Raw genomic sequence first — 18,845 nt, 5'->3', positions numbered from 1 at the left:
TGGACCTTAAGGTACGGAAAATAGTAAAATGTTCCGTCATTATAGTTAAAGCTTACATCGTTTTGGGGAAAACTCCCGGCGGGTAACAGGACCGGCCCTAACATTGGGTTCACTCCTTCAATACTGCGGGCATGAGAAAGTTCAGCGTGATGACGTCTCCTTTTTTCCAAGGGGCGCCGTGGGTATATAACTGTAAATAACTAAATTACGACAAACCGCGTTTTACAAAAGAGTAGTTATGAAACCTTTTTTTGCATTTATCGCTATCGTTTTTTCATCTCTTACCATCGCAGCCCAACCGGCCCTGGACCTCCAGGCGCATAGAGGGGGCAGGGGGCTCATGCCTGAGAATTCCATCCCGGCCATGCTGCATGGCGTGGAGTTGGGCGCCCGCACCCTGGAGCTGGATTGCGTCATTTCCGCAGACGGGAAAGTAGTGGTGTCGCATGACGTTTTTATGTCCTCCGATATCATGCTGAAGCCGGACGGATCGGCTCTTCAAAAGAGTGAAGAGAAACAATACACGCTGTATACAATGACCTATGACAGCATCCGGCGATTCCCGGAAGGAGTAAAACCTCATCCGAAATTCCCTGAACAGGCAAGTATCAGGACCTATAAGCCCTTGCTGGCAGACCTCATCGACAGCGTGGAGGCATATGTGAAGGCACACCACCTGAAACCCGTGTATTATAATATGGAGACGAAGTCTTCTCCGGATGGGGATAATATCCTTCACCCGGAGCCCGGTCAGTTTGTGGCGCTGGTGATGGCTGTAGTGAAGTCCCGGGGTATCGGCAGCCGGGTGACCATCCAATCCTTCGATCCCAGGACCTTACAGGTGCTGCATAGGACCGACCCCGGTCAGACGACGGCATTGCTGGTGGAAAATGCGGATGGATTTGCGAAGAACATCGACAGGCTGGGGTTTACGCCCTCCATTTATAGCCCCAGTTATCTCCTGGTGAATGCGGACCTCGTAAAAGAAGCGCATGCTCATAACGTGGCAGTGCTCCCCTGGACGGTGAATAAGGAGGTCGATATCAGGGCCATGGCTACACTGGGCGTGGATGGGATCATCTCCGACTATCCGGACAGGCTGGTAAAGCTTTTCGGCAGCTATCAGAAACGCTAGCTCTTTTTCCCTTTTGACGGCGCCCTGATGTATCCGTTGAACGAGATGGGCTGGCGGTTGGTGCTTATTACCTGGAGGGTCCCATAGCCGTCGTCCGAAATGCTAAGCGTCATTTGCTGGACATCGCGGTAGTCCCTTGGCTTTACCAGGATCGTCCATCCTCCCTTTTTGCCAGGCGTTGCAGTGTACTCAAAATCTTTCGAGGTGAATTGAATGCCTCCCTTGCTTGGATCAAGGGGCGCCTGATAAGCTCTCCCGAAATAGGGAAGATAGCTGATCACCGAACTTTTGGTAACCCGGAGGTCGTAGTCCGATGTAAGCTGCCGGGTGCGTCCGCTCATGGGCAATGCCGTTTGAGCGGCAAAGACAAAAGTTTGAGAGTCCACCAGGCTTTTTATAGCAGCTGCTTTTGCCGCCTTTTTGTCTTGTTTGGTATCTTGCGCGTTCATATGACCGGGAAGGCTGGTGAGCGCCAGCAGCGCAAGGATACAAATGCTGTAGATAGGTTTAATGTTCATATGATAAATTTAAGTAATTGCATTGGACATGAGAAAAAGGATTTTGTTATTTTTTACAGGATTGGTCTTTGCCATATTATGGTCTTCCGCCTCTACTGCCACGAAGCTGGGATTGCAGGCGGCCCAGCCATTGGTGATTTGTGTCACCCGGTTTTTCCTGGCAGGGGTGCTGATGCTGGTGATCGCCCACCTGGTACTGCGCAGCCGGCTGCCGGTTGGCCGCGAATGGGGGCAGCTGGCTGTCTATGGCCTGTTGAACATCAGTCTTTACCTGGGACTTTATGTCGTGGCCATGCAGCATGTGTCTCCCGGTCTGGGGTCGCTTGCCATCGCTACTAATCCCGTGTTCATTAATTTAATATCGGCGTTGTTCTTCCGCCAGCGGTTGAGGATATATACGCTGCTAAGTTTGCTGCTGTGCAGTGCCGGCGTAGTGCTGGCAGCCTGGCCTTTGCTGCAGAACAGCGCTGCGACGCCCGGGGGGCTGCTGTTGCTGCTGGTGAGCATGCTGGCTTATTCCGCAGGCGTTCTTTATTTTTCCCGGGTGCCTTGGAATGGTCTGTCCATCCTGGCCATCAATGGCTGGCAGACATTGATCGGAGGGGCATTTCTTCTCCCTTTTGCCGCCTTTGCCTATGATGCTTCGCGCAATAGCTGGGACTGGCATACCATCGGAGCTGTGCTTTGGCTGGCCATCCCCGTTTCCATTTTCGCCGTGCAGCTGTGGCTCTACCTGCTGAGGGACAATGCCGCCAGGGCCTCTTTCTGGCTGTTCCTCTGCCCGGTGTCGGGCTTTCTCATCGCCAATGTGGTGATGAAGGAGCCCATCGGGGTTTATACCATATCGGGTATGGTGCTGGTGATCGGCGGGCTCTATCTTGTACTAAGTAAGAAGGGCGTCTGATACATTTGGGTTATATTTATCAACCAAATGAGCAAAGCGGACAATACGGATTACGATGCAATAGTGGTGGGCTCGGGTCCTAACGGACTTGCGGCAGCGATCACCTTGCAACAGAAAGGGCTTTCCGTGCTGCTGGTAGAAGCGAAGGCGGAGATCGGCGGTGGTATGCGCAGTGCGGAGCTGACTTTGCCGGGATTTGTCCATGATATTTGCTCGGCCATACATCCCATGGCCGCCAGCTCTCCTTTTTTTAGTCAGCTGCCTTTGGCGGCGCACGGACTGGAATATATCTATCCTCCTGTATCTGCGGCCCATCCTTTTGATGACGGGACGGCAGCGGTGCTTCGTGGCTCAGTCAGTGAGACGGCGGCCTTGTTAGGCAAGGATGAAGAGGCCTACCGCCAACTGATGGAGCCATTGGTGAGCAACTGGCCGTCGATTGCTTCCGATGTGCTGGGGCCGCTGCATTTTCCAAAGCATCCTTTATTGATGGCTGCCTTTGGGCTGAAGGCGCTCCCTTCCGCCATCTGGCTGGCAAGACGTTGGCAGACCAAAGCCGCAAAGGGCTTGTGGGGCGGGATGGCGGCGCATTCGATATCACCGTTGACAAACATTGCTACTTCTGCCGTCGGGCTGGTGCTGATGATAGCAGGGCATCTTAAAGGGTGGCCATTGCCCCGGGGCGGAACGATGTCGATAGCGAATGCGCTGGCTGCTTATTTTACTTCACTGGGGGGTGTCATACAAACTAACTTTGAAGTAAGGTCTTTCCGGCAGCTGCCATCTTCACGGGCCGTATTGCTCGATGTTACACCCAGGCAATTGCTACAGATGGGAGGACATTCCTGGAGTACACTCTATAAATCACAGTTGGAGAGATACCGCTATGGTATGGGTGTCTTCAAAGTAGACTGGGCGCTGGATGGCCCGATACCCTTTACGGCTGAAGGTTGCAGGACAGCAGGTACGGTCCACATCGGCAATACCCTGGAAGAGATAGCTGCGGTTGAACAACAGACCTGGGAAGGACGTCACCCTGAAAAGCCATTTGTATTATTAGCGCAGCAAAGTATCTTCGATCCATCGCGGGCGCCCGAAGGGAAACATACCGCATGGGCTTATTGTCATGTGCCTAATGGCTCCCGAAATGATATGACGGCGCTCATAGAAGGGCAGGTGGAACGCTTTGCTCCCGGCTTTCGTGAGCGCATTCTCGCCCGCCATGTGATGGATACGGCGCAACTGGAGTCCTATAATGCGAATTATATAGGAGGCGATATCAGCGGCGGAGCGATTGATATACGGCAGTTGTTTACGCGACCGGCTTTGCGGTGGTCACCTTACCGGACTTCGGAGAAAGGTATATATATATGTAGTGCTGCCAGTCCTCCCGGCGGAGGAGTACATGGGATGTGCGGATATCATGCGGCGAGAAGAGCCCTAAAGGATATTTTTAGGCTCTTTTGAAGTTAGTTTTTCTTTACGTATAAGTTAATTTTCATCACTGCAATGTAATTGCAGGACTCAGACTGACATTTGTAATATAAAAACGACCCCACTTCAGGGATCTCTCTGCTAGCACCAAACCCTTGTGCTCTGATCATTGGCTATAATTACTTTACCAGCCATTTAAACCTGTCTATATATGATCACAAAGAGGAGGGACATTGCCACGCTCCTGGAAGTTCGACAATTCATCCAGGAAAACTTTTCGAAGGATATTCCCATATCCGCTATTTGCCGGGAATTCGGACTCAATCGCACCAAGCTGCAGGAAGGATTTCATCAAATGTATAGCACGTCCGTGCATGCATTGATCTCGAATATGCGTATGGAAAAGGCGAGAAGCATGTTGCGGGAGACGGAAGAGCCGGTGAAAGTCATTGGAATGGAGTGCGGGTACAAGACGCTTAGCAGCTTTACAAGAGTGTTTACCAGACTGCATAAGGTGTCGCCGACACGGTATAGAGTACTATCGATCCGTAATGAAAAACTCTCAGAGAAAGTTAGCTGATCGGTTAACTAAAGCTGTCGATTGGGAAACAGTAAAATTTGGAAGAGAGTGGTTAGAGGTTGTAGATTTGCTGAAGTTATTTAATTCAAACCTATCCAGACAAGTCATATGAAATACACAATCATTATCCGATGTATCAACAGGTCTAATCTTCAGCATCGTACTTGCAGTTGTTCAGAAGGTACGGTCATCCACTAATAGTTCAGAGAAATTCAACCACCACATTTAACGGTTAGTAGCGCCCGTTCTTCAGGGCAGATTTTCTAAGGTCTTACTGCGTGAGATATAGTAGTATGCCGGTTTTTTGTCCGGCGTAAAAGTCCTTCGCATGCGCGAAAGAGAAGCTCCCTTTTGGAGAATCCAGGAGAGACAAGTAATTCTTTATCCGAAAAAGGTGTATATGCAAAAGAAAGCAATTATAATAGGAGCGGGACCGGCAGGATTGACAGCTGCGTATGAGTTGCTGAAACGTACAGACGTTGTGCCGATCGTTCTGGAAAAAAGCGAATATATAGGAGGGATATCCCGGACGATGGATTATAAGGGCAACAGGATGGATATGGGCCCGCATCGTTTTTTTTCCAAGTCGGATAGAGTGATGGACTGGTGGTTGAAGTTATATCCGTTACAAGCGGAAGGTAAGGATGATCTGACCATTCATTACCAGAATAAAAGCCGCACCGTAGAGACAAGCCCGACTACGCAAGACCCTGATAAAGTGATGTTAGTGATCCAGCGGCTCACACGTATTTATTTCCTTCGTAAGTTCTTCGCCTATCCCATACAATTGAGCATCGATACATTACGGACATTGGGATTGGTACGTACCATTAAGATAATGTTCTCTTTTTTATGGGTGCGGCTATTTCCCCGTAAGCCGGAGAAAAGCCTGGAAGATTTTATCATCAATAAGTTCGGGCGGCAGCTGTACCTGTTGTTTTTTAAGGATTATACGGAAAAGGTCTGGGGTGTTCCCTGTCACCAAATATCTGCGGAGTGGGGGGCTCAACGGATCAAAGGGGTTTCACTCAGCAAGGCCATCGCCCAGGCAGTGAAAAACCTTGCTAAGAAAAAGGGGAGCGATCTGGGCCAAAAAGGTACCGAGACCAGCCTGATCGAACAGTTTTTATATCCCAAAAAGGGCCCGGGATCCCTGTGGGAAGAAGTGGCCCGCCAGGTGCAGGAGATGGGGGGCAAGGTATATCTCAACCAGGATGTAACCCAGATCTGCCAGGTCGAAGGAGCCATTGAAGCCGTGACGACCACAGACAGCGCCACAGGAGAGGTGCGGACATGGGAAGGCGATTATTTCTTTTCCACCATGCCAGTGCAGGAACTCATTGCCGACCTGGATGGGCGGGTTCCGGAGGAAGTAAGGGAGATCGCGGCAGGATTGCAATACCGGGATTTCATTAATGTCGGTATCCTGCTCAAACGACTGTCCGCGCGGAATAAACAGGGGGTATATGAGAAATTGGAGCTGAAGGACAACTGGATCTATATCCAGGAAAGGGATGTGAAGGTGGGCCGGCTAATGATCTATAACAATTGGGGGGATGGGATGATAAAGGACCCCAACACCACCTGGATTGGGATGGAGTATTTCTGCAACAAAACCGATGACTTCTGGGCGTTGGACGATGAGGCCATCAAGCAACTGGCTATCCGGGAACTGGAGAAGATGGAATTGGCAAGGGTGGATGATGTCCTGGATATCACGGTGAAACGGATGGAGAAGACCTACCCGGCTTATTTCGGGACTTATGATCGATTTGATAAGGTGCGAGCCTTTACGGATCAATTCGCCAACCTTTTCCTTGTAGGCCGCAACGGGATGCACAAATACAATAATGCCGACCATTCCATGCTGACAGCAATGGTGGCGGTGGACAATATCATCGCCGGGGAGACGGCCAAGGCCAACCTCTGGGCGATCAATACGGAGCAGGAGTATCATGAGGAGAAGGAGGCTGCTACCACCCAGCCGCAACAGGAAGTACGGCCATCAGGGCAGACCCGTCCGCAGGGCGTTCCAGGCTTTATGGATTATCTCTGGCGAAATAAATGGAACCGGGGATATGTGGTATTTGCGCTGGCCGCTTTTTTAATCCAGTTTGTACTCTTTAAGATAAGATACCCTTTCGCGAACTATATGCCTGACTCGTATAGCTACCTGGAAGCAGCGTATACGAATGCGGACGTGAACATGTGGCCGGTGGCTTATTCGAAATTCCTGCGGCAGATCAGTGTGTTCACGCATTCGGACAAGGTGGTGGTGGGGGTGCAGTACTTTTTCATGCAGTGCAGCGGGATGGTGTTTCTTTTTACCCTGCTGTATTTTCTAAAGCCAGGCAAGGTTGTCAAGAATATATTGTACGCCTTCTTTCTTTTTAATCCCGTGGCGCTGTATGTGAGCAACTATATATCTGCGGATGCGCTGTTCATCGGGCTGAGCCTGCTGTGGCTGTCAAGCCTGCTCTGGGTGATCTATCAACCGCGACGCTGGCAGATCTGGGTCCATGCCCTGCTGCTGCTGGCTTGTTTTACGGTGCGGTACAATGCGATCTATTATCCTTTGATCTCGATCCTGGCTTTCCTGCTGTCCCGGCAGAGCTGGCCGCGGAAGCTGGCAGGCATCGGGTTGGGAGTTTTGCTGGTATTGGGGTCGTTTGCTTATACGAGTAATAAGATGCTGGAAGTGACGGGGAAAAGGCAGTTCTCGGCTTTTGGTGGGTGGCAGCTGGCGAATAATGCGTTGTATATGTATGAGCATATACCTGCAGCGCAAAGGGGAGAGGTGCCGAAGAGGTTTGCAGGATTGGAGAAGATGGTGAGGGAGCATATGGATACGTTGAGTAGGGTGAAGTTGACTCACGAAGACTCTGCTGCCAGCTTTTTCTATTTGTGGAGCGATAAAGGGCCGTTGGTGCAGTATATGGTCCGAGATTGGAAGAAAGATACGGTGACGCCCGCTTTTAAGCGGTGGGCTGCCGAAGGGCCTTTGTATGCTGAATACGCGATGTTTTTAATTAAGAAATATCCGTTACAATTTGCTGCTGAGTTTCTCCTACCTAACTCTGTAAAATATGCAGTTCCGCCACCGGAGTTCTTGGGGGTATACAATATGGGTGGGGATAGTGTGGGACAATTGGCGAAGAATTGGTTCAATTATAAGACACAGAAGGTGAGAGATCACAATAATAAGAATACGAGGATTGCGGTCGCGCAAGTGTATCCTTTCGTTGGGACGCTGGTGAATGTTTTTTTGCTAATATGCATGGCTGGGTTGGCGGCTTTTACAGGATTCAAGCAAGGAGATAAGGGATTGTATCGGCTACTCTATATAATGCTGTTCTTATGGCTGTTAAATATGGGATTTAGCATATTCGCTTCGCCGATCGTGCTGCGCTACCAGGTGTTCCCCATCGTCGTGAGTTTGTGCATGGGGGTATTGGCGGCAGAGGGGATTATTAAATGGGGGAAGGAAGAGGAGTTAAAAAAGAAAAATATTGCGATATGAAAACGAGAAAGATTATTGTGGAGATTGTTTGCTTTATCCTGATGATGAATTTTTTTTATGATGGGATTTATAAGGTGGCATATTGGCAAAATTTTGGGGTCTGGATGTATTATGCTCCCTTGTTAGATCCTGTCTCGGGAGTGCTTAAGTACAGCATTCCCATTGGTGAGATAATTCTCGCCATATCGTTCTTTTTGCCTCGATTTAGGAAATGGGCCTTATATGTATCAATAGGAACACTGCTAATATTTGTTTTTTGGATTATGACAGTATCTCTATTCACACATCGTCTTTTTTGGCCTTTTCATGCGCTATGGGCGAAGCCGAACTGGGTAGAAAAAATGTTGTTCGCGTTGGCTTTTTGCTGGTTGTCTTTTGTCGCTTTGATTCTTCAGCGGCCTTTGGGTTCTCGCCAATCCGACTCGAAATTTTTGCGCAATATGCCTGCCGATGCTAGCTAGGGCAGGTGACGGAATATCTGTTCCGTATCAAAACAGGTAAGGGAGAGCCGAAAACCTTTGAGAGAGTAGGCAAAATTATTAACTATTAACACTTTTTTATGAACAAGGTAAAAATGTTCTTCATCGCTGCTGCTTTAGTGCTAACTACCGCTGGTGTATTTGCCGGTAAAGCAAGATTCGCAAATCCAACCAATTTGTGGCTTTATGAACCTACTAGCGGCGTCGCCAAACAGATCACTACTGGTGCTCCTGTAAGTGGAAATTTCAATGCAGCGGTAGGTAATATTCCTGCGCCATTGACTGCTTCTGTTAGCGGTTCTACTTACTATCTGTATCAGATCGTAAGTGGCGTTTATACTCCAGTTAAAACTACTTTCTAGTAATAAGAAAGCAAGTGTAATTTCGTTAAAGTCAATGAGGTGTGCCTAGAGACATCTCATTGACTTTTTTTAATAATTATTGATCTGAAAAAAGGAGATGGGGGTGGGATTTGATGGGTCCTGTGAGCCAAATATCACTATGGTATTATTTTTATGTAGGGTATAATACCAAGTTATCGTCGTGACGAACAAACCGGATGAACGATCATAGATGTCGAAATTATAGAATCCTGGCAGATCTGGAGTGGCTGGGTAATTTTTAAATTTATTTATTTCTCTATTTTCTAAGATTATGGTGTCTGGAGTGGAAGCATCATTTACTTGCTGTACGATTTTAAATGAACTATTTCCGGATGCAAGATTAATAAAACGTATTCCAGAGGAGCTGTCGATAATTGCAGGTACAGTGTCTTTTAATAATATTGTATCAAATTTCGGAGCATTACCGTATATATAGAATGAATAAATGCCACCGGAGGATAAGTTGAGGGATGTTTGCAACAAGGTATTGGTAGTGTCAGCAGACGAGACCAGAGAGATGGTACTGATTCCTGGTTCAACGGAGTATTCCATGCCGGTTAATGAATATAATGGAGTTTGCTGGTTGTAGAAATCAGCAGGAGTGGGGGTAAAATATGTGTACAAAGATGGTATGTCTTCCGTTGCGAGAACTATATTGAGCGATACCCCTCCGGTGGGGATATTATTTTTTTTACAACTATAAAGCATGATACATGATAATAGAAGTAATTTTAAGTGATTTTTCATTGTGCTGCATTTTATGTTCATGTGTGATTAGTAAGTATAGCCTGGATTTTGGGTTAGGTTGGGGTCTTTTACAATTTCATTTCTTGGAATAGGATATAACAAAGAGTTTTCCGACCAGAATGGTTTGATTGGCTTTAATATGTTGACGGCTTGTCCTATTCTTTTAAGATCAAGCCATCGGTGACCCCATTCGGAAAAGAATTCTATTTTTCGCTCATGTACTATTGCAGTTAATAGATCAATGGAGGATGATGCATTGGTGCCGGCTAAGCCGGCCCGACTTCTTATAGCATTAATATCTGCAATGGCGTCACTTAACTTATCTTCATAGACTCTTGCTTCTGCTCTAATCAAGTATTGTTCCGCCAGCCGGAGGACCATATAGTACTCACTATAACCTCCGACGGGTTTAGCTTGCCCTGGCCCCACCTTGTATTTGTATGGGAAATAGTATTTTTTTCCAAAGGTAGTGGTGCTATCAATCCAGAATTTTTTTCGCAGGTCACCCTGTTCAAAAGAGTCAAGCAGTTGTTGACTTAAGAAAAAACGTGGTGGGTTTGAATTGGAGTTTAATTTTAAAGGAATAATAAGTGCCGCCTCGGGAGTGGCGTTATAAGAAGCGGCTTGGTTGGTTTGTTGTAATTGCCATATCGCTTCGGAGCTATTAACTAAAAAGATATGGTTTAAACTGTCCGTAAAGGAGTATAAACTTGTGTTTTCAATAATTGATGAAGCTTCCCTATCGGCATCGGACCATCTTCCCAAGTATAAATACACCCTGGCCAGTAGTGCCGTTGCTGCCCATTTGTTTGGAACAATGCGTTGTCCATTTCCTGCCGAATAGTCGGGTAGCAATTTTGCCTGGGCGTCTAATAAATCAGATAAGATCAAGCCGTACACTTCGGATGCTGGTGTTCTGCCGATCAAACCCGTCTTTTGCCAATTTGTAGATGTTACCAGCGGAATGTCGCCAAACAGATTTATGAGATAGAAGTTTGCAAATGCCCGAGTGAATTCGACTTCTCCAATCAATTCCTCACGCACTGAGTCAGAAACACCAGAATAATTTTTCAAACCTTCCAAAATAGAATTGGCCTGATAGATGATGGAGAAGGAGGGAACCCAAAATACGTTGCTTACGAGGCTGTTCGTTGTTGTAAGATTGTTTTGTTGAAACGGCGCATAAGAGCCACTTGCTGCCTGGTCAAAGGGGATTAACTCATCAGCACTCATTCCCGAAAAAATAGTCATTCCAGAGCTGGTTAAGGTCTGGCCGTTGTTTATCATTTTGTAATAAATACCCATTACCGCATCAATCGCCTCTGCATCGGAAGAAAATACTACTGGTGCCGATATTAACCCTATTGGAGGTGATATACTGATATTTTTTTTGCAACTGGCTAGCATTAAACAAAGAAAAACTGCTAAAAATATTCTAGATTGTAACATAGAATGGCATTAAAGATTTAATGAAAGACCCGCGGTAAGTATTCTCGCTTTTGGAAGCGATCCAAATGCATTTACTTCCGGATCCAATCCTTTATAACTACTAATGAAGAATAAATTGTTCCCCTGGACATATAATCTACAGTTCTGGATGCCAATCTTTCTTAGTTTATCCTGTGAAATTGTATACGACAAAGAGAGGTTTTGAAGGCGCACAAATGAAGCGTCAGAGATCATTGCGTCGGACTGGGTGAAAAATCCATCGCTTGTAAGGGGCATCGTAGTGAATCTTGATACGTTGGTGACATCCCCGGGATATTTCCATCTGTTCATTACATAGGTCGGTTGATTGGTATTATCGCCGGCAGGATTTGTGCCCAATAGGAAACTTCCTGCTCTTTGTTTTTTAAAGTAAAAAAAAACAGAGATATTCCAGTTTTTATAACTTATTTCATTTGTGAAACCTCCTTCATAAATAGGAGCCATATTATAGGTGTATCTGTCGTCTGATGTAAGATTTGACTGATCAATTGTTATCTGGCCATCTTTGTTTTTATCCTGAAATGTGTACTGGCCTGTTTGGGGGTCAACCCCTGTGACATGGAGATATTTTGAGATGCTTAAAGGTTGCCCGATTTTATATAAGTCTTGATAAGGAGACTGAGACAGATTGGGATATGATAATAGTTTGTTCCTATTGATACCTATATTGAATTTTGTATTCCATGAGAGATGGGGGGCGCCTATTATTTTCCCGGTTAAATTAACTTCCCATCCGTAGTTCTCTACATTTGCCGGACTATTGGAGGTGACAGAGAAGAATCCCGTGAATGCAGGAGTTGGGAATTGAACTAGCTGATCGTTGCAACGGTTTCGATACCATGTAACTTGTAAATTGAACCTATCTTTCAAAAAACCGAGCTCGATGGCGCTTTCCAGTTTTTTATTTACCTGCCAGTGTAGTGTGGAGTCTGTATGGGATGTCGGTGTCAATGGCAATATGGAATTGTAGGTATAACGGTAGAATTCCCATAGGCTAAGGAACGAGTAGTCTCGTATCTGGTCTCCACCAGTGCTTCCATAACTGGCCCTTAGTTTGCCAAAACTTAATATAGGGACGTTTTTTTTAAACCAGCCTTCTTCGGTGAAAATCCATGCCATACCTATCGAACCAAAGTTCCCAAATTGTCTTCCTGGCCCGAATTTTGTGGAACCATCCCTTCTTGCATTCAGGGTCATAATATATTTATTTTCCCAGTTATAATTCAGGCGGGAGAAAAGTGCTTCGTATTTGTATTCTCCAACTCCGTTGGTTGCATATTTGACAGGAGCATTTTGCACAGAACTCAGCAATGCATCATCAACATAACCGGAGCCCGATAAGAAGATGGTAGACGTTTTGTTGTCTTGTTCGGAAGCCCCTACCATCAAATTAAGTCTTCCTTTACCGATAAAAGATGTATATTCTATTTGTGGCTCAATGATGGTGTTATGTGTATTTGTCGAGCCAAAACTGGATGTTCCGGTAGGATTTAGAGAAGGATCCTGACCCTGTATCGGTACGAGATAAGATTGGTTGGTTTGAGCATAGTCATAGCCAAGGTTGGATTTGATTACAAGACCCGGTATAATCTCATAACTTATTAATATACTGCTATTAAGAAAATTGGTATTAAAATTATAGGGTTGAATCAGAGCCTGGAATAGGGCTGCTTTATCATTGAGTGGTGTCCAAGCCGAATAGTTTATCTTATGTTGTGATGTGAAAACAGGGGGAGTATTGGGAGGAAGTGTAAGTACCTGCGGTGTATAAACCATGTCGCTGGAAGAGACCGAATATGTTCCAGATAAAGAGATCACTAGCTTCTGATTTGTAGACTTATGATCTATGCCTACCGATAAGGACGCTCTCTTATTATCACCGGCGGCGGTCAGTATTTCCGTTAGTCTATTGTACCCTGCTCCTATTCTAAAGGTTGTTCGATTGTCTCCGCCTGACAGGCTCACATCAATTGCGGTTGCCTTTCCGGTGTGTCCAAAGGCATATTTTTGCCAATCTGTATATCTGGTCGTGTCCCATACAGTTAGGTCCGGGGCGGAGTTTACATCGATGGGAATAGCATCATTTTTTAGCGCCTCCTCCCTCATTTTCAGGTACTGCGGAGTATTTAACAGGTGATAGTATTTTGTTATCTGGCTGTATCCGCTATATAAATTTATATCAATATGTGATTTTCCCGCTTTGCCTTTTTTTGTCGTAATCAAGATCACACCATTGGCGCCTCTTGAACCATATATTGCAGTTGCATCAGCGTCCTTTAGGACGCTAATCGACTCGATATCCGATGGATTTAAGCTAAAAAAAGGGCTTTGTCCGTTTGCTGGGCTTGAGAGACCTGACTGAATCAGACCCTGTGAACCTCCGGCATAGCTTGAACCTCCGGCAAGGTCCAGTATCGTTAAGGGAACACCATCAATTATATACAGCGGATCAGAAGGGAAATTGGGATTGATTGTATTTCTTCCTCTTATTTCAATTTTGACGGCGCCGCTGGCATAACCACTAGTATTTGTTACTACAGTACCTGCAACTTGTCCTTGCAGTGCATTCATTACGTTCATTACAGGCTGTTTGGCAATTTCTTCAGCTCTGACGACCCCAATATTCCCCGTAGCCAATCTTTGACTCGTCGTCCCATAAGCCTGCACCACCATCTTATCCAACTCATTCGTCGCCGGCTCCATTACCAACGTAAACGAACTCCGATCCCGTACCGGTACAGCCTGCGCCTTATACCCTATAAAACTCACAGTAATGACATCATCCGCCCCTACATTGTGCAACGTAAACCTTCCATTCGCATCCGTCACCGTCCCCCTTCCCGTCCTTTTCACCACCACATTCGCATTCACCAACGGTTCACCCTTATCATTTGTCACCCTTCCTTTGATCTCCGGAATACGCGAACTATCGGACGATTCAACAGTCACAGAACTCCGCACCTCCTTTTTCTTAATAAAAACCGTCGTCCCCTCCAGCGTGTACTCCAGCGGCTTATCGCGCAGACACACTTGCAGGAACAAATCCAACGCCACGTTCTTCAGATCCACCGTCACATTACCCGCCCCCTTGAGCGTCGCTTCCTCCCCATTCTCATAAAAGAACCCAAACCCTGTTTGCTTCTTCACCGAAGCAAAGACAGTCTTCAACGGAACATCCTTCCCCGTAAAGCTGACGGTCTGTGAGTAGGTAGCAGCGCTTACCTGGAGGCAGAATGCGAATAATAGTACAGCAGATGCTTGCATGGCCAATAGTAGTTGTTTCGGTAATGAGGCAACCCCGCGGACGGGCCTCATTATCAGCTGTTTTGGAGAGGATGGCCTACCCGCACGAGGGGGACAGCCAACCTGAAAAGTAAAATGCATACCTTTGTCAAGTTTAGGTGTAACAAATGGAATCTTTGCGGAATCTAATCTTGAGATACCTGAACTTAGCCGGAATGTGCTCGCTACACTTCCGGTTTTTTTGTGCATCTCGCGGAGAAGGTTTATTGAGAAAAACTTCTCAGAGGTGTATAACAGTTATTTCGATACGATCAACTTCTTCCCTTCAATATGAAAGTGCAAATCCGGTTTCTCCAGGTGCTTTAAGATCCTCGACAGATTCAGACTGCGGTCAATCTCACCATCGAACGTATAGTTATCGGGGATCGGCATGGTAAATACTACTTCGACATCGTACCACCTTGCCAGTTGACGGAGGACGTCTGCGATGTTGGCGTTGGCATATTGGAAAAATCCTCTTTGCCAGGCAGTCGCTGCGGCGATGTCGGCGTCTTTTAAGATGGTGATGGCTCCGGAATGATCGACAATGCCTTGTTCTCCCGGGGATAGTACGGAATTCCCGGAGGCAGCGGCTATGGATACTTTCCCCGTGATCAGGGTAGTCTTACTACGCAGCTCATCGTCGTAGGCCATCACGTTGAAGGACGTCCCCAGTACATTCACCGACAGGCCGCGAACCTTCAGGGAAAAAGGACGCGTATTTTTCGCGACTTCGAAATAGCCTTCGCCGGTAAGCTCCACTATCCGGGAGTACCCGGAAAAGGAAGTAGGGTAGCGCAGCGACGAGGCGTTATTCAACCAAACTTTCGTTCCGTCAGGCAGCACGACTTGAAACTGTCCCGCCCGGGGCGTGGTCAGCGTGTTGTAGACGATGGCAGGCGAAGCAACCTTTTCAGTGCCGGCAGTATAGGAGAGTAAGTTCTTTTCCTTTGAAACATGTGCGGCGCCCTGAACGGCGAGACGTCCGTTTGCCGCGCTATCCAGCACCAGCCGGGATCCATCCCCCAGCGTCAATGTCGCCCTGTTCCCTCCAGGCGCCACGTCCTGTGCGACAACAGGAGTTGGCACAGAACGGGCTTTTGAAGGAGCATGAAACAGAGAAGCCAGCCAAAAAAAGCTGGTAGCAAATATGATGAGGAGAGAAGCGGCGACGACATATACACGAACGCGGGGCCAGAGAGGACGAACCACGGTAGACGAATACCCTGGAACCTTGATCCTGGCATCCACCTTATTCCAGATAGCAGCCTGGATCTCATGAAATTCCCTGAGCTCCTCATTCAGACCATCCGGATCGCTCAGCCGATCGAAGACCAGACGATGCTCATCGGAAGCTCGTATCCATTCCTGCAGCTCCAGCTGCTCTTCGACCGTCAGCTCATCTTTCAGGTGCTTAATAATCAGATCCTTTATCCTTTCGTTGGTAGGGCCCATGGCAGTGTTTTACACTTAATTGAAAACGCGCACTGTAGTATGACGGCAGGGAGCAACCATTGTACTCAAAAAAATCACAAAAATTTAAAGATTTCTTAATAATCGTATGAAGAAAATATATCAGGGGAGAGACAAAGACATGATCGCGAACCTCCAATAAAGATTCTATTCAAAAGCCCGCAATATATTACAATAAAGACCGATCAGTGCGCCAACCAACATGTTTTTATTCAACAAAGAAACACGTAAAAGTTTCACGGCCCGTAGCTTGTAATTGCGCACCGACTGATTATTGATCGAAAGCGCTGAAGCAATATCTCCATTCGACATTCCTTCGAGGTACGCCATTTTAAAGACGGTACGGGTACTGCGGGGCAATTTCTCTATTTCCGCGTAAATAGACCGCAAGACCTTCGTCTTCACGTCCTCATCCAGTTCGCCTTCCGCGGGTGACTGCAGCAATACATAGATAAGCTCCTTCTGCCGCTGGTTACGCCGTTGTATATGACGGAGAAAATCCAGGCAGGCGTTGCGGCCGGTGATATAAAGGAATGCTTCTATATTTTTGATGGTGTGTAAATTGTGACGCATCTTCCACAATTTGGCGAAGATGTCGGCCGTGATGTCTTCGGCATCCTCACGCTCCGTCACAAACCTCTTGACGAAGTAATACAGCCTGGAGTAATATCTGTTGTAAATAGCTGTAAATGCTACGCTATCACCTTGGCTAAACTGGACAATAAGATCGTTTTCGGGTTGCTCCATCAAAAAATTGCCTTCAGATAAACGGCATGCCATGGACGGTAATGCCCTAACAATAAATAAAATGAAATAAGGACAGGATGCAAAGACGGGTCGTTCTTAGCCCTAAGAGGAGAGGTTTAATATAACAGGACTAATTTAAGAAGGTATTTGACAAAAACGCAGGATTTTTTACCCGCTGTTAAAATAGGTTAAAGCTGAGGACGAAAATATCCGCTGTGAACAGGACGCCAAAACCAAAGCCTCTGTTTTATCGGAGTATAAAAAATAAAATTCATGCTCACAGCAGACGCAGTAGCTACTTGGCTGCAACAGACCGTTTGGCAGTCTCTGCCACATACACCCGCTTCTTACTCGTCAGATATTTCTCCCTGATGATCTCACTCATCGGCTTCATAAACACCTTGCTTTCCACCCAGGAAACAAGATCAAGGTAGGCAAAAGCCCTGGTCTCAAAACGATTTTTCTCGAAATGCTTGATCTTCTCCAGGAACTTTTCAAACTCGGCCTTTACGGAATGCCTTGACATGTGGAAAGAAGTCCGTAGGAACTTGAACATTTCCTCCTCCACACGGGTAAGGTTCTCCTTCTTAGCCATAAATCGATATACTGACTTGGTAAGCGATTCCATCAGCTCGAAATTGCCCAATTCATAGTGAGCCATGAGATGCAATACCCGCGCATAGCTCTGCAGATCGTTGCGCATGTCTACCTGGTCATTGATGATCCGCTGCAGATAGTCGATGCAGGTGGCATAATCGCCACTGCCGAAGTACAGGGACGCTATCTTATAGTTGAGAACAAGGATCCTGTGTCTGTCGATGAATAGGTCGTACTCGGCCAACTTCTGCTCGATCTCGGGGACCATTGACAGGCCTTCCTTAAAATTTCCCCGCATAAAGACCTGGTTGATCTTCGCTGTGGTGATGTATACAAATGACTGGATACGGAAGTTGTCATTTTCGCGTACCCTGTCCGTCAGCGCGAATTCCTCGAATTGCCGCAGGGTCGTCTCAAACCGCTGGTGATTCCGCAGATCGAAATGCGCATTGAGCAGATTATGGAGAGCTTTGATGTAGTGACCTGTTTCTACCCTGATCATCAGGCGGTCTTCTTCGAAGAGGTCCAGCCACTTTTGGGAATAACGGTAGTACATAAGAAAGTCCTGGCGGATAAAAGCATACCAGTTATAGATCTGGTAGAGGTACAGCCGCTCATAGAAGCCTGTCTGCTCCCATGCGTTGGGAGGCAATTGCTCTTTCAGGAACTGCTTGATCCGTAGTTCATCTTTCTCATTCCGCGCATGTCCGTTCTTGATATACCAGCTATAGACCAGCAAGGCCAGGTTGGACAGCCGTGCCACCATATCTATCCTGCCGGATACTTCCAGGGACTCCGCCGACAGCTGTTCCGCCCGCATCTGCATGCTATGGGTGATATGAAGCGTCTCGATCCTCTTCTCCAGCCCAAGGGCAAGCGCCAGGAAATTGAATTTCTGGTTGGCCTTTGCCGTGTCCTTCGCCCGGTCTATCAGGCGGAGACTTTGCTGGAACAACCCCTTCTTATAAAGAATATGCGCATAGTCGAACATTTCGTTCAGCTGAAGGTCGATGCTGTCGGCGCTTTTCAGCAGCCTGAGGCTGGCCAGGATCTGCTTGTAAAGATGGGTCTTAAGATTGGAGAGCTGCGGCTTTTCGATGCCGGGGAGCTTCTTCAGCAAGGCTTTTTCGTCATAATCGTTCAGTTTATCAAGGGCGTCGAATAATTGGACGATCTTAAGGTCTTCTTTAGTGGAGCTACGCTTAATATATAATTTGAAATGCCTTTTTTCAGCTTTTTCGAGTGAATGAATAAGCTGGAATAAGGTATCTGAAAACCGGTTGGCCATAATGAAGTAATTATCCTGAAATTCAATCCTGTCAAGGATTTACACGCTAAAAATATCATTTTGACATAATTAACTCACCAAAAATATGATTAGAAAGGCAAACTGGCGAATCTTACTTTTGTCTCAGAGAATGAGATAAAATATGGCAGCAATCGTTTAGCAGGCATTCGTAAGAGGCTCATTCGAACAAAATCAGTCCTTTCGGACGAACCGACCGAGTCGGTTCATAGAAAGCTGAGTAGATCAATACAAAAGATATTACTACCTTTT

Annotated in this window: 14 protein-coding genes; 7 read left to right on the top strand and 7 right to left on the bottom strand. The window is 46.7% G+C overall.

Annotated elements, in window-relative coordinates; translation table 11 throughout:
- The first annotated feature begins 238 nt into the window (after positions 1-238).
- Positions 239-1,135 (top strand): glycerophosphodiester phosphodiesterase family protein, encoded by an 897-nt coding sequence (locus Q4E93_RS08990; protein WP_303584436.1) that lies wholly within the window; start codon positions 239-241, stop codon positions 1,133-1,135.
- Here Q4E93_RS08990 and Q4E93_RS08985 read toward each other — a convergent pair.
- The gene (locus tag Q4E93_RS08985; protein ID WP_303584434.1) at positions 1,132-1,653 is read right to left on the bottom strand and encodes a DUF4251 domain-containing protein; all 522 of its coding nucleotides are present in this window, start codon (positions 1,651-1,653) and stop codon (positions 1,132-1,134) included. The two genes, Q4E93_RS08990 and Q4E93_RS08985, sit on opposite strands and share 4 nt — an antisense overlap.
- A 28-nt stretch (positions 1,654-1,681) precedes the next feature.
- On the opposite strand from Q4E93_RS08985, the gene Q4E93_RS08980 reads away from it, so the two are divergent.
- From Q4E93_RS08980 to Q4E93_RS08955, 6 genes are all read left to right on the top strand, one after another.
- A complete protein-coding gene (locus tag Q4E93_RS08980; protein WP_303584432.1) occupies positions 1,682-2,557 on the top strand; it encodes a DMT family transporter in 876 nt (291 codons plus the stop codon).
- A 27-nt stretch (positions 2,558-2,584) separates the two neighbouring features.
- Positions 2,585-4,024 (top strand): phytoene desaturase family protein, encoded by a 1,440-nt coding sequence (locus tag Q4E93_RS08975; protein WP_303584430.1) that lies wholly within the window; start codon positions 2,585-2,587, stop codon positions 4,022-4,024.
- A gap of 178 nt (positions 4,025-4,202) precedes the next feature.
- Positions 4,203-4,571 (top strand): helix-turn-helix transcriptional regulator, encoded by a 369-nt coding sequence (locus Q4E93_RS08970; protein WP_303584428.1) that lies wholly within the window; start codon positions 4,203-4,205, stop codon positions 4,569-4,571.
- A gap of 400 nt (positions 4,572-4,971) precedes the next feature.
- Complete coding sequence (locus Q4E93_RS08965) at positions 4,972-8,091, top strand: NAD(P)/FAD-dependent oxidoreductase (protein WP_303584426.1); 3,120 nt, start codon at positions 4,972-4,974, stop codon at positions 8,089-8,091.
- Positions 8,088-8,552: a MauE/DoxX family redox-associated membrane protein gene (locus Q4E93_RS08960; protein ID WP_303584424.1), complete on the top strand. Its 465-nt coding sequence runs from the start codon at positions 8,088-8,090 to the stop codon at positions 8,550-8,552. Before Q4E93_RS08965 ends, Q4E93_RS08960 begins: the two co-directional genes overlap by 4 nt.
- A gap of 98 nt (positions 8,553-8,650) precedes the next feature.
- Positions 8,651-8,932 carry a hypothetical protein gene (locus Q4E93_RS08955; RefSeq protein ID WP_303584422.1) on the top strand — a complete coding sequence of 94 codons (282 nt, stop codon included), beginning with the start codon at positions 8,651-8,653 and terminating at the stop codon, positions 8,930-8,932.
- Positions 8,933-9,001: 69 nt separating this feature from the next.
- On the opposite strand, the gene Q4E93_RS08950 is transcribed toward Q4E93_RS08955, so the two are convergent.
- The 6 genes from Q4E93_RS08950 to Q4E93_RS08925 all read right to left on the bottom strand — a co-directional run bounded on the left by Q4E93_RS08950 (position 9,002) and on the right by Q4E93_RS08925 (position 18,575).
- Positions 9,002-9,700: a DUF4397 domain-containing protein gene (locus tag Q4E93_RS08950; RefSeq protein WP_303584420.1), complete on the bottom strand. Its 699-nt coding sequence runs from the start codon at positions 9,698-9,700 to the stop codon at positions 9,002-9,004.
- Between the two features lie 27 nt (positions 9,701-9,727).
- Positions 9,728-11,149, bottom strand: coding sequence for a RagB/SusD family nutrient uptake outer membrane protein (locus tag Q4E93_RS08945; protein WP_303584418.1), 1,422 nt, complete (start codon positions 11,147-11,149; stop codon positions 9,728-9,730).
- 9 nt (positions 11,150-11,158) lie between these two features.
- Positions 11,159-14,452, bottom strand: a complete 3,294-nt coding sequence (locus Q4E93_RS08940; protein ID WP_303584417.1) for a SusC/RagA family TonB-linked outer membrane protein — start codon at positions 14,450-14,452, stop codon at positions 11,159-11,161.
- Between the two features lie 276 nt (positions 14,453-14,728).
- The gene (locus tag Q4E93_RS08935) at positions 14,729-15,925 is read right to left on the bottom strand and encodes a FecR family protein (RefSeq protein WP_303584416.1); all 1,197 of its coding nucleotides are present in this window, start codon (positions 15,923-15,925) and stop codon (positions 14,729-14,731) included.
- A 165-nt stretch (positions 15,926-16,090) separates the two neighbouring features.
- Positions 16,091-16,690 carry an RNA polymerase sigma-70 factor gene (locus Q4E93_RS08930; protein WP_303584415.1) on the bottom strand — a complete coding sequence of 200 codons (600 nt, stop codon included), beginning with the start codon at positions 16,688-16,690 and terminating at the stop codon, positions 16,091-16,093.
- A 295-nt stretch (positions 16,691-16,985) separates the two neighbouring features.
- Complete coding sequence (locus Q4E93_RS08925; protein WP_303584413.1) at positions 16,986-18,575, bottom strand: hypothetical protein; 1,590 nt, start codon at positions 18,573-18,575, stop codon at positions 16,986-16,988.
- Positions 18,576-18,845: the final 270 nt, after the last annotated feature.

The sequence above is a fragment of the Flavitalea plasmicola genome (genome assembly GCF_030546645.1).
In the GTDB taxonomy this organism is placed as follows: domain Bacteria; phylum Bacteroidota; class Bacteroidia; order Chitinophagales; family Chitinophagaceae; genus Puia.
Note: the sequence above shows the minus strand (reverse complement) of the source record. Positions and strands in the feature narration are given on the sequence as shown.